At 63.3% G+C, this 22,779-nt stretch carries 21 protein-coding genes; 7 read left to right on the top strand and 14 right to left on the bottom strand.

The genetic code is table 11. The annotated features are described in order from the left end of the window. Nucleotides 1–257: 257 nt before the first annotated feature. Entirely contained in the window at nt 258–1,046 is a 789-nt protein-coding gene (locus tag AB4Y40_RS14160) for an SDR family NAD(P)-dependent oxidoreductase (RefSeq protein WP_368688222.1), read from the bottom strand. A 110-nt stretch (nt 1,047–1,156) separates the two neighbouring features. On the opposite strand from AB4Y40_RS14160, the gene AB4Y40_RS14155 reads away from it, so the two are divergent. Next, nucleotides 1,157–1,714 (top strand): TetR/AcrR family transcriptional regulator, encoded by a 558-nt coding sequence (locus AB4Y40_RS14155; protein ID WP_368688221.1) that lies wholly within the window; start codon nt 1,157–1,159, stop codon nt 1,712–1,714. A gap of 131 nt (nt 1,715–1,845) precedes the next feature. Here the strand turns inward: AB4Y40_RS14155 and AB4Y40_RS14150 are convergent, their stop codons facing one another. Further along, nucleotides 1,846–2,181: a DUF4148 domain-containing protein gene (locus AB4Y40_RS14150; RefSeq protein ID WP_368688220.1), complete on the bottom strand. Its 336-nt coding sequence runs from the start codon at nt 2,179–2,181 to the stop codon at nt 1,846–1,848. Nucleotides 2,182–2,431: 250 nt separating this feature from the next. Between AB4Y40_RS14150 and AB4Y40_RS14145 the strand changes: the two genes are divergently transcribed. Continuing rightward, nucleotides 2,432–3,826 (top strand): selenium-binding family protein, encoded by a 1,395-nt coding sequence (locus tag AB4Y40_RS14145; RefSeq protein WP_368688219.1) that lies wholly within the window; start codon nt 2,432–2,434, stop codon nt 3,824–3,826. A 14-nt stretch (nt 3,827–3,840) separates the two neighbouring features. Beyond that, nucleotides 3,841–4,482, top strand: a complete 642-nt coding sequence (locus AB4Y40_RS14140; RefSeq protein WP_368688218.1) for a hypothetical protein — start codon at nt 3,841–3,843, stop codon at nt 4,480–4,482. 9 nt (nt 4,483–4,491) lie between these two features. On the opposite strand, the gene AB4Y40_RS14135 is transcribed toward AB4Y40_RS14140, so the two are convergent. Beyond that, nucleotides 4,492–5,004 carry an SDR family NAD(P)-dependent oxidoreductase gene (locus AB4Y40_RS14135; protein ID WP_368688217.1) on the bottom strand — a complete coding sequence of 171 codons (513 nt, stop codon included), beginning with the start codon at nt 5,002–5,004 and terminating at the stop codon, nt 4,492–4,494. A gap of 13 nt (nt 5,005–5,017) precedes the next feature. On the opposite strand from AB4Y40_RS14135, the gene AB4Y40_RS14130 reads away from it, so the two are divergent. After that, the gene (locus AB4Y40_RS14130) at nt 5,018–5,164 is read left to right on the top strand and encodes a hypothetical protein (protein WP_368688216.1); all 147 of its coding nucleotides are present in this window, start codon (nt 5,018–5,020) and stop codon (nt 5,162–5,164) included. A gap of 36 nt (nt 5,165–5,200) precedes the next feature. On the opposite strand, the gene AB4Y40_RS14125 is transcribed toward AB4Y40_RS14130, so the two are convergent. From AB4Y40_RS14125 to AB4Y40_RS14085, 9 genes are all read right to left on the bottom strand, one after another. Further along, complete coding sequence (locus tag AB4Y40_RS14125) at nt 5,201–5,488, bottom strand: PAAR domain-containing protein (RefSeq protein ID WP_368688215.1); 288 nt, start codon at nt 5,486–5,488, stop codon at nt 5,201–5,203. Between the two features lie 85 nt (nt 5,489–5,573). After that, nucleotides 5,574–6,089, bottom strand: a complete 516-nt coding sequence (gene tssJ / locus AB4Y40_RS14120; RefSeq protein WP_368688214.1) for a type VI secretion system lipoprotein TssJ — start codon at nt 6,087–6,089, stop codon at nt 5,574–5,576. Next, nucleotides 6,089–7,948 carry a type VI secretion system baseplate subunit TssF gene (tssF, locus tag AB4Y40_RS14115; protein ID WP_368688213.1) on the bottom strand — a complete coding sequence of 620 codons (1,860 nt, stop codon included), beginning with the start codon at nt 7,946–7,948 and terminating at the stop codon, nt 6,089–6,091. The genes tssJ and tssF overlap by 1 nt, the downstream gene beginning before the upstream one ends. Beyond that, complete coding sequence (locus tag AB4Y40_RS14110) at nt 7,945–11,541, bottom strand: ImcF-related family protein (RefSeq protein WP_368688212.1); 3,597 nt, start codon at nt 11,539–11,541, stop codon at nt 7,945–7,947. Before AB4Y40_RS14110 ends, tssF begins: the two co-directional genes overlap by 4 nt. Beyond that, complete coding sequence (locus AB4Y40_RS14105) at nt 11,538–12,830, bottom strand: hypothetical protein (RefSeq protein ID WP_368688211.1); 1,293 nt, start codon at nt 12,828–12,830, stop codon at nt 11,538–11,540. The genes AB4Y40_RS14110 and AB4Y40_RS14105 overlap by 4 nt, the downstream gene beginning before the upstream one ends. Before the next feature lie 94 nt (nt 12,831–12,924). Then, the gene (locus tag AB4Y40_RS14100; RefSeq protein WP_368688210.1) at nt 12,925–13,485 is read right to left on the bottom strand and encodes a hypothetical protein; all 561 of its coding nucleotides are present in this window, start codon (nt 13,483–13,485) and stop codon (nt 12,925–12,927) included. A gap of 136 nt (nt 13,486–13,621) precedes the next feature. Then, nucleotides 13,622–14,434, bottom strand: a complete 813-nt coding sequence (locus tag AB4Y40_RS14095; protein ID WP_368688209.1) for a hypothetical protein — start codon at nt 14,432–14,434, stop codon at nt 13,622–13,624. Continuing rightward, complete coding sequence (locus AB4Y40_RS14090) at nt 14,427–16,976, bottom strand: DUF2345 domain-containing protein (protein WP_368688208.1); 2,550 nt, start codon at nt 16,974–16,976, stop codon at nt 14,427–14,429. Before AB4Y40_RS14090 ends, AB4Y40_RS14095 begins: the two co-directional genes overlap by 8 nt. Before the next feature lie 330 nt (nt 16,977–17,306). Further along, entirely contained in the window at nt 17,307–18,047 is a 741-nt protein-coding gene (locus AB4Y40_RS14085; RefSeq protein ID WP_368688207.1) for a hypothetical protein, read from the bottom strand. A gap of 505 nt (nt 18,048–18,552) precedes the next feature. Here AB4Y40_RS14085 and AB4Y40_RS14080 point away from each other — a divergent pair. From AB4Y40_RS14080 to AB4Y40_RS14070, 3 genes are all read left to right on the top strand, one after another. Continuing rightward, nucleotides 18,553–18,933, top strand: coding sequence for a hypothetical protein (locus tag AB4Y40_RS14080; protein WP_368688206.1), 381 nt, complete (start codon nt 18,553–18,555; stop codon nt 18,931–18,933). A 98-nt stretch (nt 18,934–19,031) separates the two neighbouring features. Then, nucleotides 19,032–19,889, top strand: a complete 858-nt coding sequence (locus AB4Y40_RS14075; RefSeq protein ID WP_368688205.1) for an NADPH-dependent oxidoreductase — start codon at nt 19,032–19,034, stop codon at nt 19,887–19,889. A 61-nt stretch (nt 19,890–19,950) separates the two neighbouring features. After that, nucleotides 19,951–20,862, top strand: coding sequence for a ketopantoate reductase family protein (locus AB4Y40_RS14070; protein WP_368688204.1), 912 nt, complete (start codon nt 19,951–19,953; stop codon nt 20,860–20,862). Between the two features lie 31 nt (nt 20,863–20,893). On the opposite strand, the gene AB4Y40_RS14065 is transcribed toward AB4Y40_RS14070, so the two are convergent. After that, nucleotides 20,894–21,343, bottom strand: coding sequence for a PaaI family thioesterase (locus AB4Y40_RS14065; protein ID WP_368688203.1), 450 nt, complete (start codon nt 21,341–21,343; stop codon nt 20,894–20,896). Nucleotides 21,344–21,494: 151 nt separating this feature from the next. Then, nucleotides 21,495–22,754, bottom strand: coding sequence for a benzoyl-CoA 2,3-epoxidase subunit BoxA (gene boxA / locus AB4Y40_RS14060; RefSeq protein ID WP_368688202.1), 1,260 nt, complete (start codon nt 22,752–22,754; stop codon nt 21,495–21,497). Nucleotides 22,755–22,779 lie beyond the last annotated feature (25 nt).

Here is a 22,779-nt window from a genome sequence, read left to right as displayed (position 1 = left end):
CCCGCGCCCCCATGCGGGCGGCTCGCGAAGAACGCGAGCGCCGGCGCGCAGCTTGCCGCGAATCGGGAAATCGCGATATCGGAAACCGCTGAAATTGCGAACGGGCTAAAGCGAAGGGAGGACTGCGGGGAAGAGGCTAGCCGGGCTTGCGGACGCGAGCCGGTGAGAGTGGGAGTGAGGATGCGCTGGGACGGCGGCCGCGCCTCGCGGCTCGCCATGGACCGCGGGCGACCACTGGCCGCCCGCAATACATCGGACTACATGGCTTCGCGGTACCGCGCCGCCGGCTGCGACTGGCCGAAGTTCGCGAACATCGCGGACCGCGCGGCTTCGTAATCGTCCCACTGCTGCGCGTCGGGCAGCGGCGGGATCGTCACCGTCTCGCGCCGGTCGAAGCCCACGAGCGCCGCGTCGACGAGATCGTCCGCTTCCATCACGGCCGGTAGTGCATTCACGTCCTTGCCGGAGCGCTCCCAGATTTCGGTGCGCGTGGCGCCGGGTACGACGGCCTGCACGTACACGCCCTTGCCGCCGAGTTCCAGATTCAACGACTGCGAGAAATACAGCACGAACGCCTTCGTCGCGCCGTACACGCTCGAACGAAACTCGGGTGCGAGGCCAATGACTGAACCGATATTCACGATCGCCCCCTTGCCTTCGCGCGCGAAACGCGGCGCGACCGCGGCGGCGAGGCGCGCAACCGCCGTGACGTTCAGACCGATGAGGCCGGCCACGGCGTCCGGGGCCTGTTCGACGAAGGTGCCCGGCAGGCTCGCACCCGCGTTATTGATCAGCACACCGATGCGTGCGTCGTCGGCGAGGCGCGCCTCCAGCAGCGCAAGGTCGGCGTGCGAGGCCAGATCGGCGCGCACGACTTCCACGTTCACGCCATCGCGCTCGCGCAGGCGCGCCGCGAGGTCTTCCATGCGGGCGCGATCGCGCGCCACCAGCACGAGGTCATGACCGCGCTTGGCGAAACGGTCGGCGTAGACGGCGCCGATGCCCGTGGACGCGCCAGTGATCAGGACAGCAGGTTTAGCAGACATCGAAACTTCTCCTTGGGGATTCCGTTTACATGATGAACGTCATGTAAACGGAATCATGATGACCATCATGTATAATGTCAAGCGTCGAATGATGGAAAGCGGAGAGAACAATGAGGGTCAGTCGCGAACAGGTGGAAATGAATCGCCAGCAGATCCTGCAAGCCGCCGGCCGGCTCTTTCGCGAGCGCGGCTACGATGCGGTGACCGTCGCGGACGTGATGAGTGCCGCCGGGCTGACGCACGGCGGCTTCTATGGCTATTTCAAGTCGAAGGACGAGTTGATCGCGCAAACGCTCGCCCACGTCTTCGCCCAGGGCGAAGGCGGCGATTCCGATCTGGTTCGCTATGCGGCGCGCTACCTCAGTGCCGAGCATCGCGACAACGTGGCGGACGGCTGTCCGACCGCGGCGCTCGCCGCCGAAACCGCGCGGCAAACGCCGCAAGCGCGCGCCGTCATGGCGGCCGGTCTGGAGCGTCAAATCGAGCGTCTGAGCGGGGGGATGAATGGCGCCGGCGCCGCGGTGGCGCGCCAGGCGGCGATCGGCGGCTGGGCCGCGATGGTGGGTGCAGTCGTGCTTGCGCGGCTGTGCGACGATCCCGCGCTATCGAACGAGATCCTCGAGTCCACGCGCCTGTGGATAGTCGAGCGTGCGGCGCCGCGAGACTGAGACTGAACGTGGCCGCTCTGTGTGCCGCATGCGCAGGCGGGAAACGAATCAGCCCGCAACGGTGCGCCTTCGCACCGTTGCGGGCCGATAGTCATCATGCGGCATGAATCGGCTTCCTGCCGCCGTAAAACTCAATGCGCGTTATATACCGGCGGCGAATAGCTGCTAACCGCGCCATCGGTACGCGCACCGCTTTGCGACGAGCCACTCGTAGCCGGACCATAGCCGGTTGCCTGCGCAACGGCCCCACCGTTTTGTGCGTTCACTCGCGCCTGGGCTTGTTGCAGATCCGCGGGATAATACAGATCGTTCACCGAGGGACGATAACCCGCGGCTTCGAGCTGCTTCAGCTCACTACGCACCTGGGCACGCGTCACAGGACCATTGGTGCCTTGCGACTGTGCAAACGAAATGGCCGGCACTGCCAGCACGGCAGCGATCGCAACGGCCTTGATGAGCGTTCTCATGACTAACCTCCAGTAACTTGAAATCGGCGCAGTTGCTTGTCTGCATCCGTTGAGTACAAGTCTAGGAACGTTGGCCTCGCGAATAAATGCTGCAAAAGCGAATTTACTATTCCCGCAGCGCACCTAATCGGCTTTCATTGCTTCAATGCATAAGCTTCTATCCGGATGGAATATGGAACACGTATGCGACGCACTGTGCCACTCTGATGCATGATAGGGGCTCTTCCGAATCTTCGATGAGGGGGCAGCAATGGCGACGTGGCAACCGGACCCGACCTTCTACCCGTCTGCGCGCATGGCAGGCGAAGCCCCGCCGGAGACCCTGGCATACGTCGCCAGCTTCGATCCCACGCGCAGCGTGCCCGATTCGCTCGACGTGGTCGATCTGGACCCGCGCTCGCCGGAATTCGGGCGCATCGTGCATCGGCTGGCAATGCCCAACGTCGGCGACGAGCTCCACCATTTCGGCTGGAATGCCTGCAGTTCGTGCCTGTGCCCCAACGCCCCCCACGCGCATACCGAGCGCCGCTATCTCGTCGTGCCCGGGCTGCGCTCCTCGCGCATTCATATCGTCGATACCCGGCCTGACGCGCGCCGCCCGCATATCGCGCGCGTGCACGAGCCCGAGAGCGTCGCGCAGCGCGCGGGCTACACGCGTCCGCACACCGTGCATTGCGGGCCGGATGGCATTTATGTGACGTCGCTTGCGAACGCGCAGGGCGAGGCGCCCGGCGGCGTCTTCCTGATGGATCACGAGAGTTTCGACATTCTCGGCCAGTGGGAGATCGACCGCGGCCCGCAGCAGCTCGCCTACGACGGCTGGTGGCACCTCGGCTACGACACGCTCGTGACGAGCGAGTGGGGGCTGCCCGCGACCTTCGAGAACGGCCTCGTGCCCGAGGTCCTGCTCGGCGGCCAGTATGGCCATCGTTTGCATTTCTGGGATCTGCACACGCGCCAGCACAAGCAGGTGCTCGACTTCGGCGCCGAAAACCAGCTCGTGTTCGAGCTGCGCCCCGCGCACAACCCCACGCGGCCCTACGGTTTCGTGAACTCCGTGATCAGCCTGAAGGACCTCTCGGCCTCGATCTGGCAGTGGTATCTCGACGGCGACCAGTGGGCCGCACGCAAGATCATCGAAATTCCAGCCGAGCCGGCGGATCCCGAGCATCTGCCGCCCATGCTCAAGGGATTTGCGGCCGTGCCGCCGCTCGTCACCGATATCGCGCTCTCGCTCGACGACCGCTTCCTCTACGCGGCGTGCTGGGGAACGGGCGATTTGCGCCAGTATGATGTGTCGGACCCTGAGAATGCGCGCCTGACGGGTTGCGTGCGCATCGGCGGCATCGCAGCGCGCGCGGCGCATCCGTTCGCGCCCGAACGCGCGCTGAACGGCGGCCCGCAAATGGTGGAAGTGAGCCGCGACGGCCGGCGCGTCTATTTCAGCAACTCGCTGTATGGTGCGATCGACGCGCAGTTCTATCCCGAAGGCATCGACGGCTGGATGGTGAAACTCGACGCCGCGCCCGAAGGCGGGCTCGAATTCGACGAGCGCTTCTTCGTCGAATGGCCGAAGTCGCACCGGCCGCACCAGATCCGGCTCGAAGGCGGCGACTGCTCATCCGATTCGTACTGCTACCCATAAGCGCGGAGCACGATATGGAGGAAGTCTTCGGCGCGCACTGGGGCGCCTGGGCAGCCGTGATGGGCAGCGGCGTCTTTCACGGCGTGAATCCGGCGATGGGCTGGCTCTTCGCGACCGCGCTCGGGCTGCAGCGCGGCAGCCGCACGGCGTTGCTGCTCGCCTTGCCGCCCATCGCGCTTGGTCACGCCGCGTCCATTCTGCTATTCACGAGTTCCACGGCGGCGCTGGGCGCGCATCTGCCGGGCGCGGCGCTGCACGGGTGCCTGGGCGCACTCCTGATCGCGTGGGCCGCATGGCAGTACGCGTATGGGCATCGGCACCGCGTGCGCGTGGGGATGACCGTGGGCTTTGCCGGGCTTGTGGCGTGGTCCGCGTTAATGGCCACGCTGCACGGCGCGGGACTCATGCTGATGCCCGCCATGCTGCCGCTGTGCGGTGGGGCGGGCAGCGCGGCCGGCCTTGCGAACCCGCTTGCGCTTTCGTTTGCGTTCACCGCGCTGCATACCGCCACGACGCTCGCCACCACGGCCGTCATCGCGCTGCTCGCCTACGAGTATCTCGGTCTCGGCGTGCTGCGGCGAGGCTGGATCAACTTCGACTGGCTCTGGCGCGGGGCGCTCGTGGCAACCGGCACGCTGATGATCGCCACGGCGTGAGCCGCCCGCTCAACTCTTCGCCGGATAGTCCGTGCCGAGGCTCAACTCGCGCCACGCCTCGATATCGGCAAGCGCCGCGCGCAAGCGGTTCGCCACCGCATCGACGCCGAATGCACCGAGCACGAGATGCCGCGGCGGCTTGTCGGTTTCCGTGATGCGTATCATCGCCTGCGCCGCGCGCACCGGATCGCCCGGCTGATGCCCGCTGCCTTGCGCCGTGCGCTGCATGCGCGCGCCCGCCGTTTCGGCGTAGTCGTCGATACGGTTCGCCGTTTGCACGAGCGAGCGGCCTGCCCAGTCCGTGCGAAACGGCCCCGGCTCCACGCAGGTCACCTTGATGCCGAGCGGCGCCACTTCCGCCAGCAGCGAATCGGAGAAACCCTCCACGGCGTGCTTCGAGGCAGCCCCATCGTCTAAACTGGCTTTCGATACGATATGTGTCGAGGAAAAACAGTATATGAACGCCAGAATCAAGGACGCGCAACAACCGCCAGCGCGAGTTAATCGCGTGTATGCATACATCGAGTAGAGCTCAATGGCACACGACGCGGCGATGATCCAGACCGACCGGACGCTTAAGTCGAAGGCCGATACGAGCCCGGAGGCGATGGCGAAGATGGTCGACGCGTTCGCAGAATTCGGCGTCACCCGCGCGCTGGCCGCCAGTTTCGATCTGCGGTAATGCTCCCCGCACCCGCGAAAGATTGTGGCCTGCATCTCACAAGTCACAATACGAGCGCATCTGCGACGCAACCAGTCGAGGCGATGGACTACAGCGGCACTGGCACAGATCGTCGCTGAGCGCCTGTTGCCGCCCAAGGGGGCCAGTTGATGACACGCGCGGACCCACGCAGACAATGCGCCCGGTCGTCTGGCAGCGGGAGCACCAGACCGGATCGTTCTCGAAGGCGACCGGCACGCCGTCGATTGTGTCCTTACCGCCGCTTCCCTTGACGCGACCGCCTACCGTTGTCGTGTCGCCATCGCGGATATCGTATCGTCTCATCGCATCGCTCCGTGATTAAATGCAGTCGTTCATTCCGGTTGGCGCAGGTCCCACATCACCGCAATGATCCATCCGCGCAGGGACTTCATTTGTTTCCGGACTCGATTACCAGCGTGCGGTCCGCCGCCACCAGCTTCACCGGGTCGGTTTTCTTCCACTGCGATTTCGGCACCAGCACCGACCACTCGGCGTTGGCCGTGTCGCGGAAAAACGCCGCTACGCCCACGTAGTTCGCAGCGCCGTCCATTGGCTCCGACACTTTCAATGTCTGCCCTGGCCCCAGCGTCACGTCCCGGCTCCACAGCGTCGCTGCTTTCAGTGCATCACTACCCTCCAGCAGTTGCGCGTAGGTCGCCGTCGCAAAGGGCTTGTCGTCCTTGAGCTGGTAGATGCGCAGCACGACCGGCAGCGATACGCCGCGCGTATCCTGATTCAGCGCGCTACGCGCCGCAACGGTGAGGTTCATCTGCTTGACCTTCGTCTCGAATACGGCCTGCGTCGCCGCGACCGTTCCGTCCTTGACGGACTGCCACATGCCGCACGCCGAGACGGCGAGCGCGAGGCCGACGCCGAGCGCGGCCCGTATGATCCTGCTACGCATCAGAATGGCGCCCCTCTGAAATCGGTGCGCGGATAGACCGTCTCCTTGCCGTCGATGCTCAGCACCAGTTGCATGGAGCACTGCAAACTCGCGTAGCGCCCGAGGAAGTAATTGAGCACGTCGCCGAACAGCACCGCGTCGCCGGGTCCATCAAAGCCGCCCGGGTCAAGGTCAACATGGATACACGCAATGCGCAGCACGTAGCCGCGTTGCAGGATCTCCCGCCCTTCGGCGAAACGCACGGCGCGGATCGCGTCGATACGCTGCGGTACCGCATCGTCCGGCGTCCAGTCGTAGAGTTCGAGTACCTCGCGCAGAACCGGAGCGCCCTCCATGACCATCCGGTTTAGTTCGTTCGCGCCGTTCGCGGCGTAGTGGCCCAGCACGCGCCAGTCGTAGCCCGGGTAGTAGCGCGGCGGATACTGCGGCAGGCTTGGCGAGGCCACGTTGCGCACCGACGCGATGCCGGTAAAGCCGGAGACCGTCTCGTTGATCATTGCCTCAGCGAGCGCCATGCGAGGCAGGCGCCCGTTGTTCGCCAGCGCCCGCACCGTGACATGGCGGTCGTGCGGCGGGCGCTCCTCGTCGTCCGGCGCGAATCGGTATACGCCTTCCCAGAGCTGGCCCGACAGGTTGACCCACATTTCCCGTCCCACCACGCCGTAGCGGGTCGCGGTATGAAAGTACCGCTCGGGCTTTTCATAGAACAGTGCCCAGCCGCGATGCTTGAAGCTCTTGAACGGCTTGTAGGCGTGCCGTGCGCTGCCCTCCGGGTCGGCGGCAGTCACCTCAAGCAGGTCGTAGGGCTGGACATACCTCTCTATGGCGGACTGCACACGTACGCGGTGTTCCTTGTCATGCCAGTCGGCGGGCTGCAATGGCAGCGCATCGACTTCGAACAGGTTGATGACGGGCGTGCAGAATAGCCGGAAGCTCTCGCGCCCCACCGGCTGATCGCCCGGCACACGTCCGTCGAGTCCGATCTCGAAGGTCATGCGCGTTTCGCCCGCCGGTACCATCGTGCTATCGAAGCCGCACAGGTCAACGAAGTGGAATTTCTGCGGGAATACGAAATACTCCAGCAGCGTCTGTTCGCGGTCCAGCGCCTCGTTACGTGCGACGTCCTGGACCGGCCATACCCGCGTTAACGGGCCGAAACCCGCAGGCGTGAAATTTACGCCGTCGAGCGGTACCAGCGCGCCGTCGCGCACCGAGGGCAGGCGCAGGCCAATGGCGGCGATCTGGCGCGTCAGCGCCGCGTACAGCGCGGCGGCGGCGGGCCGGTCGCCGTCCAGGTACAGGCGGATGCGCGACAGGTCGGTATGCTCGCGCTGGTCGCCAAACCAGAGGCCGAACGTCAGGCGGATGACCGTGCGTCCGTCTGCGCGTACCGCTACCGACGCGTCGTCGATCGAGAGCGGCAGCAGGTCGACGGCCTGCGTTGTACGGAACGAACACTGCACCCCGTCGGGACCGACAGGCGCCGAGCGCACCACGGCACCGGCGGAAATCTGCGCCACCTTCGCGCCCCGGTTCAGGGGCGCGCATTCGATGATCGACAGCGACGGAATCGCCCGCGCCATATGCTCGAAGATATTGTCGAGCAGCGGATCGGTCAGTTCCTGCATACCGTCGTCGAGCTTCATGCGCAGCCGCGCCATCATGAAGGCGAAGCCTTCGTTGACCGCGCGGACCTGGTCGTTTTCCTGGCCGTACTGCATGCCCAGACGTCGCGCGGCCTCTGGCTGGGCGCGTACAAACTCACGACCCGCCTCGCGCAGAAAGCGCATTTCGGCATCGAAATATCGCAGGAAGGGGTTTCCGCCTTCCTGCTGCGTGGATTTCCACGGGGCTGTCATGGCTGCAATTCCGGTGGCAAGGGCGGCAGTGAAGGGAGCCCCGATATCTTTCCGGCGCGGCGCGTCACGAAAATGCGATCCGGCATCTGGAAACCGCGCAGCTTCAGCAGGTCCAGTGGCCCTGCTCCCGCCTGCACACGCAGCAGGTAGCGCAGCGGGGCTACTGCATCGCCGTTTGTCGTGCCATCCGTCTTGCCACTGGCTGCCGATGCCGCCTGCGCGTCGTCACTGCCCCGCGCGTCGTACCACACCAGCTCGTAGCGCGTATCGTCGAGCGCCTTCACATGAGCTTTCTCCAGCATTCGCAGGAAGGCCCAGTCACCGGTGCGGTCAAACGCCAGGCGCAGTCCGCCGTTCAGCGTCTGCCAGTTCAGCGACGCATGGCCATTCAGGCCATTGCCCGGCCATGCGAGCGGTGACCACGTTTCGCGCTGGTTAAAGTAGATGACCTGACTGCCATCCACCGTCAGTTCCGTACGCGTTACATCTGGCGTCGGCTGCGGCATGATCTCGAAGTGGAAACCCGCGTCGCCCTGCGCGTAAAGATGCGCGCCCATCGGACCGATGAGGCGCAGCATGGCGAGGAACTTCGGATCGAACTGCAGCGACTGCGGTGCAAGTTCGTTCTGCACCCACTGGTCACCCTGCCGCTTGAGCACGCCGGCCAGCTCGACCTCGATAAAGCGGCTGATGAGCCCCGTATCGGGCCGCACGTAGCGACCGAATTCGGCGAAGGATGCGTCAGCGGTCGTTGCTGCGAACGGATAGCGCGAACCGAACGACGACTGGAACGGGGCCGCTACCGCGCCGTGCCATGCGTCGTTCAGGCTCGCGGCGGCGGGCTGCAGGACCGCCTGCCAGGCCGCGTCGAGCGGTTGCACCAACATCGCCTGGCCGAAGCCCGCCCACTGCGCGCCCAGGCTCGCGGCAGTCAGCGCCGCGTCGTCGCGCGCCTGTGAGAGATCGGAGAGCTTGCCTTGGAAGATCGCCTGCGCGAGCGAGCGCGCCATCGCCTGTGCATCCGGGCTCGCCTGGATCTGCTGCAGTTTCAGGCGCACGGTCGTGTCGGCAGTCAGCGCCCGCGAGAGGCTTACGCCGTTGAACGCCGCCGCGTTGCCTGCATTGGCCGCGTTGCCCTTCCCGATGCTGCTGGCGCCATTCCCGTTGATGTCGCCCATCAGCGCCAGCAGCGGGCCGAAGGTGCGGTCCAGCGGGTGGACCACGGGGGCCTGCATCTGGTCGCCGTCGCTCCCGCCCAGGAGGCCCTGCGCCTTGCGTACGAGCGTATCGGTGAGCGCCTGGGAAGGACGCCCCGCCTCGCCCTGGTACTGCACCGACTTCATGACTGCCAGCAGCGGCGACGTCTGCGCATCGGTCAGACGCGTAAGCTGGTCGATCACACCCGAGAAGCTGGTCGCCGGGAGCCACTGGAAGCTGTTGAGCATGCTCGCCCATGCTGCCGTGTAGTCGGTGAAGTAGCGTGTGCGCAGACGTTCGCGAAGATCATCGGCTTCGTGCTTCGCCTCGAGTGCTGCACGCGCGGCGTCGACCGTGCCAGCCACCGGCGTGCCAATCCGGGCGGGTGGCTGGTCGCCGGTCAGCACCCAGTCGCCTTCAACGTGCTGCTCTTTCACTGCATTGTCGATGGCCTTCTCGATCACGCCTTCCCACGCCGCGCGCGTATAGACGCCCGGCACCGTCTGCGTGGTGGTGAAGAGACCGTGCGCGTCCGCGCCGGCGAGCAGCGTCGCGAGCGACACGTCGGCATACTTGCCGCGCGCGTCATGAATCACGCGCTGGTAGAGCACGTCGTCGCTTGCTGCAAGCCCGATCTGGTTGACGAGTGTTGAGCGCATCTGCGTGACGAGCGGTTGCGATGCCTCGATCCGCCAGCCGGGATGCGCCTTCAGATGGTCGGACCAGAAGCCCGCGAGCTGCTGCGAAACGTCGAGCCACTCGCCCGCGCGCATGCCGGTCACGTCGGGCCAGACCGCCAGCATCTGCGCCTTCAGGAACGGCGCGTCGGTGCGTGCCGGGGTGGCGAGCATCAGATAGGTCTTAAGGCGGTTGTACGCCTGCTGCTGCGCGTCGTGGCTCTGCTGTTCGTCGGCACGAACCTGCGAGAGCTGCGCAAGCTGCCCTTCCAGCGCCTGCACAACGGACTGGCGCAGATTGCGGGTGGCCACGGTCTGATAGGGCCGCCACAGCGCAGCGAGCAGCTCGTCGTTGTGAGAGAGGCCCGCGCGCAGATACCAGGGGGCGCCGTGCTGCTGACGGTATTCGAGCTTGGCGATCTCGTTCTGCAGCGCAAGTTGAGCGCGCAGCGCGGGTGGAGTGCCGGGCGTAGCGGCTAGCGCGACGGCGGCAGTCGTTTCGGCATCCTTGACGAGTGCCCGGTTGCCCGCGCCAGACATAACCAGCAGCACAATCCACGCGATGGCCCCGGCCAGCACGCACCACGCGAGCGCATTGGGCCAGTAAAAGCCCGAACGGCGCCCCCGGTAGCGGAGCGACGCTGCTGCAATCTCCCGCCATACAGGCAGAAGTGCGGAGGGCTGATCTAGCGTTCCAGGCGTCGCTAATGTCCCTGCCGCGCCTCGGGACGCGAGGACCTGCGGCGCATTGCCCTTAGGAACCGGCACGACAGAAGCACCCGGAAAAACCGGGGCGAACATCAACCCCGCGAGCGGCGCACGCAGCCAGTTCGACATGGCCAACGTGCGCAGGCCCGTCGCGATACGTTCGGTATGGTCGCCGACGTACTTGGATACCTCCAGCATCCAGGTCATCCAGTCCGGCTCGCCGGACCGGCGCACACCCGCGTCTGCTGTTCGCCACTCAAGGTCCGCCAGCAGTTCCAGCGCACTCGTCGCGGCTTCGTGCGCCTGCCTGCGCGACCCGCCCGGCATGAACGCACCCACAGCATCGAACCGTTCTGGCGGGTGGCCATGCGCCGCGACCGGATGCAGGAATGTGACGGGCGCAGCCCAGCCCAGCGCCGTAGCAATTCCCGCAAGCTGGCGCGGCAGTTCAGTCTCGGAGTCGCCCGCGCGGACGACGTGCACCACACCATCGACCGGGTAGCGCCGCCGCAATCGCCGAACTTGACCGAGCCACTTCTGGCCTTCGATACCATCGGGCGCAGCGTGAACAAGAATGGTCTCGCCGACATGCATCACACCCGCCCGCTTCAGCCCGGGCGCAACCTGTTCGACACGCTCGTCCGACCCATAAACCAACAGCCAACGAAGGCGATAGCGCCAGAACCAGCCGTGCGCTGTCCGCAATTCGTCACGCAGATACTGCAAACGCGTGTCCCGCTTCAGCTTCCTTTGGGCGGGCTGAAGGTCGCGCTTCTCATTCTCGAAGGTCCTTGCATAGACCCAGTCCCACGACAAATGAATCATCGGCTCCAGCATAATCAAAACCAGAGCGATTCCGGTGATCAGCGCAAAGGCCCAGCCAAGTCGCCCCTTGCCAGACAGTTTCCATTGCTCGGCCATCAACAAAACCAGTACGCCAGCGAGGATGGCCAGCACAATCACGAACGCCCGGAAGGCTCTGGTCCGGCGCGGGACAGATTTCTCGCTCATTGTGGATTTTCCGGTTGTTGACGAGACGGCTTACGAACAACCGCATACACCACGCCAGAAGGCTCCTGTGTGGCGATCAGTTGGGCTCGCTCCGTCCCAGTGAAATTTTCTGCTGCCAATGCACATGCGAGCCACCCCGCTGCATGCCCTGCGTCGCCCAGCGACATGTCTATATTTGCGGCAGCCACTCCATCTGAGTCGCCGACGCTTTCCGTCGACTTAGAGGGCGACTGTTTGAACGCCCTAGCAAGACATTCGCGGCCATCGACTGCAAGGCCACTCGACCACACGACCGTATCTTCGGCAGACGTCACAGTACCCCACGTCAAGGCTGTATCAAGAGCCAGTCCTGAGCGTTCAGCAAGCGCGCAGACCGGACGATGAAGCCAGGCCTGAACAGGTAGCCCCAAGCGATCCGCGATGTCCGGCCACGCGATCAGCATTGCGGTCGCGGCTTCGGCTCCGTTGTCCGGCGGGTCGTCCCGAAACTGAACGTTAACGCGCAGTTCAACCCGATCGCGCTTGCCCCGGTCCGCTTCGTCCAGCCACGCATCTAGCGCCATCATCCCCGCCCCTGCCGCTGAATCACTGAACACGAATTGCCCAAGACCGAACGCATACCAGGCGGTTTCCCACTGCCTTGCGACGTCGAGCGGATACTCATTTCCCGCAACGATCAGTCGGACGGGCAGCACGAGTTGGGGAGGCAAGGTCCCAAGCGTTGCCTGCATCCCTCCGATCAACCGCCCAAACAGATCCAGCAGGTCATCATCGGTAAGAGGCAACGCGTTGCGGCGCGTGCGGCGTTTCTCAGTTTCGCGATCATCCCCCCGCTGCGAGACGATCGCGGTATGGCTCACTGATGCGCCAATTCCCCGAACGGGTTGATAGCACAGCAGCGAATCGCCCTGAAGAATGCGCTTCCCAACGTCGCGCTCGCCCATCGCCGTGAGGTAAGCGTGCGCAAGCAACGCAAGAGGCCGCTGGGCAAACCCAGTGTTGTGATCAGCAACGCCTTTGCGCTGGCGGTTATGTGCCTCGACCTGCGCGAGCGCCTGTTCATACAGGTGCCAGCGCGCAATAAACGTCAATGCAAATACGAATACAGGCACAACAAGCCAAGTCCAAAACTGCCAGACGTGCGTCGACTTGCCTTTCGGCCACAACCAGATCACCAGCGCTGCACCCAGGCCGATAGTAACTACAGCCAGCAAAAGCCAGACAATTAGCCGTGGCGGCTTTGCGTCCGGTATAGCCTCGGGTGGCAGTTTTGAAAGTTCAACCGGCACGGAAAAATTAAATCCAGTAGAAAATATTGGATATCACGACTTTAAAACACTGAAGGAAAAAATACCTAATCACTTGTTCTCGTCAAACGTTCGGTCATTTTTCGGCCCCTGGACATGGCGTATGATCTCCGTTGGATTCAGCATAGCATTCACGCCAATCCTCCCGCCGACCATCTTGACGATTGAACCCGATCATTTCCTTTCGATGGCCAGTGGTGGACCAGTAAGTAAAGCGATTACGATTCTCGAGTGTTCGCAGAACGAGATCAGCTGCCCGAGCCTTCTGCAAATAAGCCGTAACCTTGACGTAGGACTGCGATCGTATTGCCTCATCAATGGTTATCTCCCCTTCTAATTCCCCCTTCGAATCTATTGAAAAGAAATAATCACCATTAACGACAATTCCGAATTTCGCGAGATTTACTTCCCCATCAAATGAACGTCTCTGCCGCTCATAGACAACCTCCCATTCTGTTTTTTGATCGGCGCGAACTACTCCAATGCTCACCTTATCCTGAGGCTCTACCTGCCGGGCAGATACAGGGGGATGCTGCGGATAGTCACGATCGAAGTACGCGGGTTTGACTTCAAAGTAATATTCCTTTCCAGGCACTAAATGTTGACCGATCAAACCGTATTCGTCTTTGTGTGTCATATGCCACATCCACGTAAGCCCGCTCGCCGAGCAGTAGCCGGTTAACCTACAGATATTGAAGATAGGGTACCCCAATGAAGCGCCCAAAACGAGAGCGACAATGCCAATTTTCGTAGCAAGTCGGAACGGCAACGCATCACTGGGTCTGACCATACTTGCTCAGTATCCCTTGTATTAACTTTGCCTTCGACGACAGATAGTCAACGAACTCTGGTCGCTTTAAGTATCCGACGACTTGACCGATAACTGACGTATGCTGGCCGCCATTCGCGATCGATGCGAAATGTCGGTCAACCGACGAATCAAGGATGTCGACATCGATAAGACCACAGTGATACAACGTTTGCCATACAAACGTATGGCAGTTATTTTCTGCGGGATCATCGAACTTGAACGTCCATCGCCCGTTGGAAGTGTGCTTGTATGACGCAGCATAGTCACGGATCGCTTGCAGAATTTCGCCCTCTGAACGATCATCGCCCACGCCAACATACGGGTGACGAATGGTTCTTACATCGATTGCGCCGTGGTGTGGATCCCAAGGGAACGGTTGAGTACCAAAACCACCACCGGCGATCCCTATGCTATGACGCTCATTTTGGGACTTACGCCGGGCGGGCGAGTCGCCATTAATACACCCCTCAGACTCGAAAAACGGGGTGAACATCGACGCACCAGATTTGACCTTGTCCAACACCCCGGAATTGGTGATGTCCGTTGCTGGATACCAGCCATAGCTTTCCTTGATTTTGCGGTCGCCATGGTCAAGCTCCAGCCAATAGTGTCCGGGTTCCGCCTCCATCATGGCACCGTTGGTGCCATAAAAGGGAATCCGCATGATTCTGATCCGATCGATCCGACGCGGAAAATGTGCAAGTGTATAGCTGGCTTCCGACGCCGCCTGCGACACGCCGGGAAATGATAGTTCAAGCCAGGATGTATCACTCATTGTTCATGTCCTTAAGTGCGATTTGCAGTTTCAGCACGCTTTTCGCATAACCTGTCTGCACAATTTTTGTTTTCCCGCTCGCGTCGGTCGTCCCTGAATGGATCGTTCCATCCGGCTCGACGATTCGATATGCAACGCCGGATATCGGTTGGCCGGTTGCCGGATTCTTCACAACGAAATGATGGTCGTGTGGTTGCAACTCCTTCCCTTCACCGAACGAAAAGCACGGCGTCGGCATCGAGCCACCTTCTCCACGCGATATTGAGCCGCCACGTAGCTTAAGATCACCCGGACAGACAATCTCGATATTGCCGCCACTCATCTTGATGTACGCCCCACCGCTCTTCAGGGTCAGCGCCTTGTTCGCCGAAACAAGCACCTCGCCATCTGCGCTGATGATCTGGATGTCGTCTTGTGCAGCAAGCTCCATTGCATTGCCCTGCGCCTGCAAATGCAACTTGCCTTTTTGCGATATCACTTTCAGCGCGCCTTGCCATGCGAACATCGACATGCCAGCACCAGCTGCGAGTGAGACATTCTTCATCGCACCGAAATCGGCATTCCCTCCCGCAGTTGCAACGATATTCGCCTGAGCGGCCAACTGCAGATGCGAACCGCTTGTGAGCGCGACGCCATCAGGAGCACTGGCAAGCAACACGGCCTGTTTGAGCCCGTCGAGCCGTTCCGAAAGCAATTGACGCTGCTTCTCGACATCAGCAGCAAATGCATGGGCTGCGCTTGCCAGTTCAGCCAACTTCTCCATTTGCGACAGCGCTACCTCAAGCTGCCTGTTCGCAGGCTGCATTTCGAGATGAGGCGCATCAGGGTTTGAATAGGGGTCTGCTGAAAAGAACAATCCCTTCGCCGCGCGCACCGTCCCCCACCCCTGGGTCGTCGCCTCGAACCCGTTCCCGCGAGGGAGCTTTCTGCTGTTGAGGAGGAATCCCTGGTTGAACGCTGACTGGCTGTAGACCGTCGCGATTCGCGCGCTCTCCTTGCGCTTCAGGTCATTGAAAACAATCTCGGCCCCCAGCAGCGGCGAGCGCCAGATCGCATAGCTAAACAACGCATCGGTGCTTCGGACGACGTCAGGGTGCGAAAAATCGTGCAGGGCTCCGGTGATATAAAGACGCTCCACGTCCCCATGTGCCCCGTCGAGCAAAACCTCAGTGTCCGGCAGCAGCGGTGAGTGGAAGCCGCCCTGGTACGACGACGAGGGACGCAGCAGGCGCAGTCTCAGCAGCTTGTTGTTGGCGTTGGCCGAACCTTGCAGGAACTTCGGCAAAACGGGATAACGCCCGAATTCGTCTACGTAAGCATAGGGCGCCGAGTCGAACGTTGTGACCACTCCTACCACGGGACCCGTCAGAAAACGCCAATCCCGCTCGTAGTCAAACTCCGGGCGATACGTCAGATGCGCCGGCATTGCCTTGAAGCGGGTATAGGCGAGCTTGGTGCGGCTACCCTTCATTCTGAACGACGTCACCACGAAGCCATATTCGGCGCTGGGCATCTTCGTGTTGGTCAGCTTGATTACGACGCCCGACGCAATACCTTTCGCGTCCGTCGCACCGGCGAGCGTTACCTGACGCGCGATCTGTTCGTCGCGACGCGTCTGCACAAGCGTCTCGCCCTGCTGCTGCGTCAGATGAAACTCCGCGCTGCGGCTGACCTGCCCGAACACTGAGCGGTCGTCGACCTCGTCGGAAACCTTCGCCGAAGCCCGCAGCGGGTCCTCCGGCGTGCGGTAGTTGCGCTCCCACACCTCGATCGTCGCCGGCACCAGCGTACGCTGTTCGTGAACCTCCTGCGCCGCCTCGTGCGAGTTGCTGTGCATGCCCGAACTGGCGAGCAGTGGCAGGTTGACCGAGCGAACATAGGCGCGCGGATTGTTCGCGAACACGAGGATATCGAGCAGCCCGTTCTCCCCGCGCTCCTGCCGGTAGAACCAGAAAATGCCCTTGCGCTTCGCGTGACGTGCGATGAAATTCCAGACGGACTCCTCGTACATCACGATCTGCTGCATCTTCTCCTGCGGCCCTTCGAGATGGAACTCAATATCGAAGGCGTCGAAGTTCTGACCGTCGACCAGCTTTTTCCTGACCATCTCCTCGAACGTGACGTCGTCGAGCACATCGGAATGGACCATGCGCTTGCCGAGCGCGGCAAAGCGCGGCTCGATGCGCAACTGGTAGGCTGCCTCGTCGCGGCTCGTGCGGATGCGCTTCCAGCGCGTCACCACACCATTGAGGGTGGCCGCTGCGTGATCGACAGGCGTCGTCCAGTTCGCCGACGGCACCGCTGCCCGCTCATCAACCTGCAGGCCCGCGCGTCGCCCTACATAGTCCTTGCCGTCGATATCGAGACGGGGGGACGTAACGGTCACGTCAACGACGTAGTCCTTGCAGAGGCCACCGCGCACCTTGAAGTCGAGCACGTCGAGATCGAGTGCCTCCTTGCCGATCCAGATCCTGAGATGCTGGGTCAGGCGCACGCTCGGGTGACGTAGCGCATCGGTAAAGGCTTTTGTAACAGCGTTCATCAGTGATCCCCGTCCGAATGGAATGCGAGAAGCAATCCCGCGTGAGCAACGGTTAATCACCTAGCCTACGGTCAACAACATGGGGGTGTCCACGGCACTGATCTGGAACCCTTATCTACATCAGGAGAATTGGCAATACACCTGATAATCGGAATTTCTCTACATCCGTGAGGTGTATTGCTGTGATAAGAGGCGGCACCGATATGGTCTGTTATGCGAATTGACTATCGCGATTTTCCGCCCACAACCTTTCCCGCCAAGGCCTGACTGACCTAGCCAGGCTGAGTACCTCGGAGGCTGAACATACGAAAGGTCAGTGGGCATTCGTGACTAGCCTCGCCCGATCACACGGCGACGATTGAGACTTCGCATCGGACCACGAGTCGCTGCCTTTTCGAGCAGCACCAGCTCCAGCAGCCAGTAGTGGTAGTGACGACGCCTGCGCGTTCGCCCCCGGCTGATCGCGACGGCCAGCACGAACAGCGATAGCAGCACCAGGACGTATCCGATCCAGAATTGCCCAGGCTGCGTCAGGCACCCTGCCCACGTCTGGATGCCGACTCCGCAAGCGAGTGCGACACTCACGATCGCCGCCAGCTTCTCCGGTACCTGACTGAGCGTGAAGCCTTGCGCCGTCGCGGGACGCGGTTGCGTGAGGTAGTGCTGCGCGCAGCGCAGCAGAGCGTCAGGGTATCGCGAGAGCAGCGCGATGTGTGCGCGCTCTGCGCGTGCCGTGAGGCGCGGCGAGTCCGCCCGCTGTGGCTCACCGGTGCGCTCGCGATAAAGTTTACCTGCCCGGTTGGCGACAATATCAAGGACAAGGAAAACCACGAAAAGACCTTGCGGCACGAACCAGACTCTCAGTACCACGCAAGCGATATCTTCCGGCAGCTTGTGGACGAACGTGTGCCACAGGCCAGTCGACACAAGGCAGAGGGTAGTCAGCACAGCAGCGGCAAGTACAACCTTCGCCCTGCGCTCGACACGCCGCGCCCACGCTCCCGGCTCAAGCCGGATTGCCTGCGGCTCGCATGTGTCCAGATCCTTGAGCAGTTCCTCGATCCTTTCCATTCCACTGATTGCCTCCACGCTATCCGGGGCGAGGATAACAGCGCGCTTTTCCCAAAATTTGCCATCTGGCACGCCGGATCGCTTTACGCTCGCTCCCCTACATTTGACGGGATTCCTGATCAGATTTGAGGGCGCGCGAGACTGCCCGAAGCCCGCGAACTCAGGCCAGCGCGGGCAAAAAGAGAGCTGAAGTCAAAGGCTGTCGCGTGAAGCCGACAGTGCACAACGTTGTGGATACCCAGCAGGCCACCGAGAACGCGACGAAGGCCGAGCAGTCGTGACCTGCTCGGCGGCGTCACGCGCTTCTTAGTCAACCCGCTCACGGTCAGCGGCGCGCTGCACTTTCACAGCGAAGATCTCGGCAAGGGTGAGGCCGAGCAGCTTAAGCGCATTCGTGCGCTCGAAATGGCGAGCTACAAGCCGCTGGGCGCGTCGCACACGCCCGTCCCCCCCTGCCGCCGATACGCGGGCGCTCTCCGCGCGCCTGGCTGACTCTGCGTTCGCCATGTTGATCGCTCGCGGCGAAGGCGACTACAACAGCGTGAATCGCGGCGCGGCACATGGCTACACCGCTGGCACCGAGGTTCTCGCAAAATATGACCGTCGGCGAAGTGATGGCAGCGCAACTGGCACACCGTTTCAACGCGGCAGGACGCTATCCGATGATGACATCGCGACGCTGACGGCATTACCCCCGCCAACGCTCTCACTCGACTTTATCGCGAACCCGTCGATACCGTCGAACTGGACGTTCCAGCGTACGTCGAGCGCGACCTACTATGACGCGAACGGCTCGCTTGTTAGCGCGACCGGAAACGTGCCACGCTTCGAGTATGAGCCACGAGCAGTTCACCACTTTGGCGCGCTCTTTCGCCCGTGTCGATGAACGCCTGCGCCGATCGCCCGGGCCATGTACCATACGGCGCCTGGCGCCCCGAATTTCCGCGCCACGAACCCACTGTCATTTGCCGGAGAAGAAACCCGATGTCCACCGTCACCACGCCCGCACGCCCGGCTGCCGATCTCGCCGATGCCGTGCGCGCGCTCGAAGCGCGCTATGGCACGCCGTGGTCCGCGCCGCTGCCGGCCTGGAACGAAACGCTCGACACGCTGCTCGCGCACCGCTCGGTGCGCAACTACGCGGACCGTCCGCTGCCCGCTGGCACGCTCGAAACGCTGATCGCCGCGGCGCAATCGGCCTCGACCTCGTCGAACCTGCAAACGTGGAGCGTGGTTGCCATCGAAAGCCCCGAACGCAAGGCGCGCCTCGCCGAGCTTGCGGGCGGCCAGTCGCACGTTCGCGCCGCGCCGCTCTTTCTCGTGTGGCTCGCGGACCTCTCGCGCCTCGAAGCGGCTGGCACGCGCAGCGGGGCGAGCGTCGAAGGTCTGCACTATATGGAGACGCTGGTCGTCGGCATGATCGACGCGGCGCTCGCCGCACAAAACGCCGTGGTCGCGCTCGAATCGCTCGGCATGAGCGCCGTGTATATCGGCGGCATCCGCAATCAGCCTGAACAGGTCGCCGCGGAACTGGGCCTGCCGCCGCGCGTGCTCCCCGTATTCGGCCTGTGCGTGGGCTATCCCGACGAAACCCGCCCTGCGGATGTGAAGCCGCGCCTGCCGCAGGAGGTCGTGCTCCACCGCGAGCAATACGACGCGCCTTCGCAGGCGGCCGCGATTGCCCGCTACGACGAAGTCATGGGCGGCTTCCAGACCGCCCAGGGATTGAGCGCGGCAGGCTGGACCGTGCGATCGCTCGCGCGCTGGCGCAGCCGCGAGTCGCTGCACGGCCGCGACCGCCTGCGCGACGCGCTCAACGCGCTCGGCTTCGAGCTGCGCTGAGCGCACCGGCACGCCGCGGGACAATTCAGGCAACGAAGCACGCCACACAGGAGAGACGCAAATGAAAGTCGCCGTCATGGGCGCAGGCGCAGTAGGCTGCTTTTACGGCGGCATGCTCGCGCGCGCGGGACACGATGTGGTCTTGATCGGCCGGCCCCAGCATGTCGAGGCCATTACACGCGACGGGCTGCGCCTCGAAGCGCAGCAGTTCGACGAGCGCATCGGCGCGCCGCATCTCACGGCCAGCACCGAAGCCGGCGCCGTGGCGGGCGCGGACCTCGTGCTGTTCTGCGTGAAGTCGACCGACACCGAAAGCGCGGGCGCCGCGCTCAAACCGCACCTGGGCGCCGCCACGCTCGTGCTCACGCTGCAGAACGGCGCGGATAACGCCGAGCGTCTGCGCACCGTGATCCCGCAGGACGTGGCGGCCGCCGTGGTCTATGTCGCCACGGAGATGGCGGGGCCGGGCCACGTACGCCATCACGGCCGCGGCGAGCTGGTGATCGAGCCTTCGCGAGCAAGCAACGCCGTTGCGCGCACGCTCATCGACGCGGGCGTGCCCACGGAAATCTCACCGAATGTGCGCGGCGCGCTCTGGGCGAAGCTGATCGCGAACTGCGCGTACAACGCGCTCTCGGCGATTACGCAATTGCCTTATGGTCGTCTCGTGAAGGGGGCGGGCGTGAGCGAGACGATGCGCGATATCGTGGGCGAATGCATGGCCGTTGCGCAGGCCGACGGCGTGACGCTGCCGCCGGACATGGACAGCGCCGTGACGCGCATCGCGCAGACCATGCCGGGCCAATACTCGTCCACGGCGCAGGATCTCGCGCGCGGCAAGCTCAGCGAGATCGATCATCTCAACGGCTATGTCGTGCAACGCGGCGCGGCGCTTGGCGTGCCCACGCCCGCGAACCGGATGCTGCAGACGCTCGTGCGGCTCATCGAGGACAAGGCGCGCGCGGCGATCTAGCGCGCGCCGCTCATGCATCGCTCGCGCTGCGTCAGCGGTCGAACACGAGCAAGGTGGAAGTGGCGGACGCGTAGAGCTTGCCCTGCGCATCCGTGATGCTGGCCTCCGCGAAGGCCGCGCGGCGGCCGATGCTGAGCACGCGCCCTTCTGCGCGCACGGTGCCGGTGTCGGCGGTCATGGGCCGGTGGTACGCGACCTTCAGCTCCAGCGTGGTGTAGCCCTGAGTCGCGCCGAGCCGCGAGTGCGCGGCGCACCCGCACGCGGAATCGAGCAGCGTGGCCGCATAACCGCCGTGCACCGTGCCGATGGGGTTGTACACGTGCAGCCCGGGCGTGCCCTCGAACACGACGCGGCCCTCCTCGACTTCGACCAGCCTGAAGCCGAGCGTTTCGCCAATGGCCGGGCCACGGCTCCCGTGCAGCATGCGCTGCAACTGTTCGACGCCGGTCAGGCCGGCGGGCATTTCAGCAACGAGGTTCATCGAGGCGATCTCCGTCTATGGCGCGCGTCTCTTCGCGACTGTGCACGCCTGTACGATGCGCCATCGTAACGCTTTTAGAACGATCGTGCTTAAATTATCGCGAGTCTCTCACCCGTTTCGATTCAGGCCTCGCTTCACTGCGCCGGACGTTTCAATACGTCTCGAGATGCAGACGGCCTTCCCGCTTGAGTCGATCCCACAACGCCTCCCAGCCCATGCCGTGTTTTTCGGCGATTTCCTGGAGCGCCTGCAGCACGCCGTCTTCCATGCCCTTCAATCCGCAAACATAGACGTGTGTGTTGTCGTCCTTGAGCAGTTGCGCGACGTCCACGGCGCGCTCGCGCATGGCGTCCTGCACGTAGCGCCGCGGCTGGCCCGGCGTGCGTGAGAAGGCGAGGTTCGTGTCGATGAAATCCTTCGGCAGATTCATCAGGGGTCCAAAGTACGGCAACTCCTGCTGCGTGCGCGCGCCGAAGAAGAGCATGAGCTTGCCGGTGGCGCCCTTGAGCCTGCGGCGGCGGCGATATTCGGTCATCGCGCGCATGGGCGCGGAACCGGTGCCCGTGCAGATCATCAGCAGATGCGAGTTCGGATGGTTCGGCATGAGGAAGGTATTGCCGAACGGCCCGATCACGGTCACAACGTCGCCCTTCTTCAGATCGCAGAGATAGTTCGAGCACACGCCATCGGTGGCGTTGCCGCTGTGATCGCGCGTCACGCGCTTCACCGTGAGCGAAACGTTGTTGTAGCCGGGGCGCTCGCCATCGCGTGGGCTCGCAATCGAATACTGGCGCGCATGATGGGCCCGGCCTTCAGGGGTCGCGCCCGGCGGCAGAATGCCGATAGACTGGCCTTCCAGCACCGGGAACGGCATGGCGCCGAAGTCGAGCACGATGTGATGAATGTCGCTTTCGGTGGCGTCGTCGGTGAGGCGATAGTTGCCGACCACGGTCGCCGTGGTGGGCGCCTTGTGCGTGTAGAGCTGGACATAGGGGCGCGCCGCCGACCACGGCGGCACGGTCGAGCCGCGCACCATGTCGGAGCCGCCCACGGGCGCATCGGCGGCATTCGGCGCTGCTTGTGCAACGCTCGCCGCATCGCCCGTTTCCGCCGCAACGACTGGCGCCCCCACCGATGGATTCTGCGCGGGCAGCTCGTCCCACGTGTACTGCTCGTCGATGCTGTACGTCTCGGCCTTGAGCACGTTGCGCCAGTTGTCGATCGCGCCGGTCGGGCAAGGCGGCACGCACGCCATGCAGGCGTTGCAGACATCGGCCTTCACCACATAGTTGGTGCCGTCGTGCGTGATCGCGTCGACCGGGCACGTTTCCTCGCACGTATTGCAGCGTATGCAGATTTCAGGATCGATCAGGTGTTGCCTGAGAATTTCCACGGGTAGCGGACCGTTCATGATTGTCTCCCACCGCGGCGCGCAA

Source organism: Paraburkholderia sp. EG287B, from assembly GCF_040965595.1.
Taxonomy (GTDB): Bacteria; Pseudomonadota; Gammaproteobacteria; order Burkholderiales; family Burkholderiaceae; genus Paraburkholderia.
This window is presented reverse-complemented; position numbering and strand designations above follow the sequence as displayed.

Bases quoted from the DNA above. Each gene is read 5' to 3' on its own strand.
- AB4Y40_RS14160 (WP_368688222.1), bottom strand. From the start codon at position 1,046: ATGTCTGCTAAACCTGCTGTCCTGATCACTGGCGCGTCCACGGGCATC.
- AB4Y40_RS14155 (WP_368688221.1), top strand. From the start codon at position 1,157: ATGAGGGTCAGTCGCGAACAGGTGGAAATGAATCGCCAGCAGATCCTG.
- AB4Y40_RS14150 (WP_368688220.1), bottom strand. From the start codon at position 2,181: ATGAGAACGCTCATCAAGGCCGTTGCGATCGCTGCCGTGCTGGCAGTG.
- AB4Y40_RS14145 (WP_368688219.1), top strand. From the start codon at position 2,432: ATGGCGACGTGGCAACCGGACCCGACCTTCTACCCGTCTGCGCGCATG.
- AB4Y40_RS14140 (WP_368688218.1), top strand. From the start codon at position 3,841: ATGGAGGAAGTCTTCGGCGCGCACTGGGGCGCCTGGGCAGCCGTGATG.
- AB4Y40_RS14135 (WP_368688217.1), bottom strand. From the start codon at position 5,004: ATGTATGCATACACGCGATTAACTCGCGCTGGCGGTTGTTGCGCGTCC.
- AB4Y40_RS14130 (WP_368688216.1), top strand. From the start codon at position 5,018: ATGGCACACGACGCGGCGATGATCCAGACCGACCGGACGCTTAAGTCG.
- AB4Y40_RS14125 (WP_368688215.1), bottom strand. From the start codon at position 5,488: ATGAGACGATACGATATCCGCGATGGCGACACGACAACGGTAGGCGGT.
- tssJ (WP_368688214.1), bottom strand. From the start codon at position 6,089: ATGCGTAGCAGGATCATACGGGCCGCGCTCGGCGTCGGCCTCGCGCTC.
- tssF (WP_368688213.1), bottom strand. From the start codon at position 7,948: ATGACAGCCCCGTGGAAATCCACGCAGCAGGAAGGCGGAAACCCCTTC.
- AB4Y40_RS14110 (WP_368688212.1), bottom strand. From the start codon at position 11,541: ATGAGCGAGAAATCTGTCCCGCGCCGGACCAGAGCCTTCCGGGCGTTC.
- AB4Y40_RS14100 (WP_368688210.1), bottom strand. From the start codon at position 13,485: ATGACACACAAAGACGAATACGGTTTGATCGGTCAACATTTAGTGCCT.
- AB4Y40_RS14095 (WP_368688209.1), bottom strand. From the start codon at position 14,434: ATGAGTGATACATCCTGGCTTGAACTATCATTTCCCGGCGTGTCGCAG.
- AB4Y40_RS14090 (WP_368688208.1), bottom strand. From the start codon at position 16,976: ATGAACGCTGTTACAAAAGCCTTTACCGATGCGCTACGTCACCCGAGC.
- AB4Y40_RS14085 (WP_368688207.1), bottom strand. From the start codon at position 18,047: ATGGAAAGGATCGAGGAACTGCTCAAGGATCTGGACACATGCGAGCCG.
- AB4Y40_RS14080 (WP_368688206.1), top strand. From the start codon at position 18,553: ATGTTGATCGCTCGCGGCGAAGGCGACTACAACAGCGTGAATCGCGGC.
- AB4Y40_RS14075 (WP_368688205.1), top strand. From the start codon at position 19,032: ATGTCCACCGTCACCACGCCCGCACGCCCGGCTGCCGATCTCGCCGAT.
- AB4Y40_RS14070 (WP_368688204.1), top strand. From the start codon at position 19,951: ATGAAAGTCGCCGTCATGGGCGCAGGCGCAGTAGGCTGCTTTTACGGC.
- AB4Y40_RS14065 (WP_368688203.1), bottom strand. From the start codon at position 21,343: ATGAACCTCGTTGCTGAAATGCCCGCCGGCCTGACCGGCGTCGAACAG.
- boxA (WP_368688202.1), bottom strand. From the start codon at position 22,754: ATGAACGGTCCGCTACCCGTGGAAATTCTCAGGCAACACCTGATCGAT.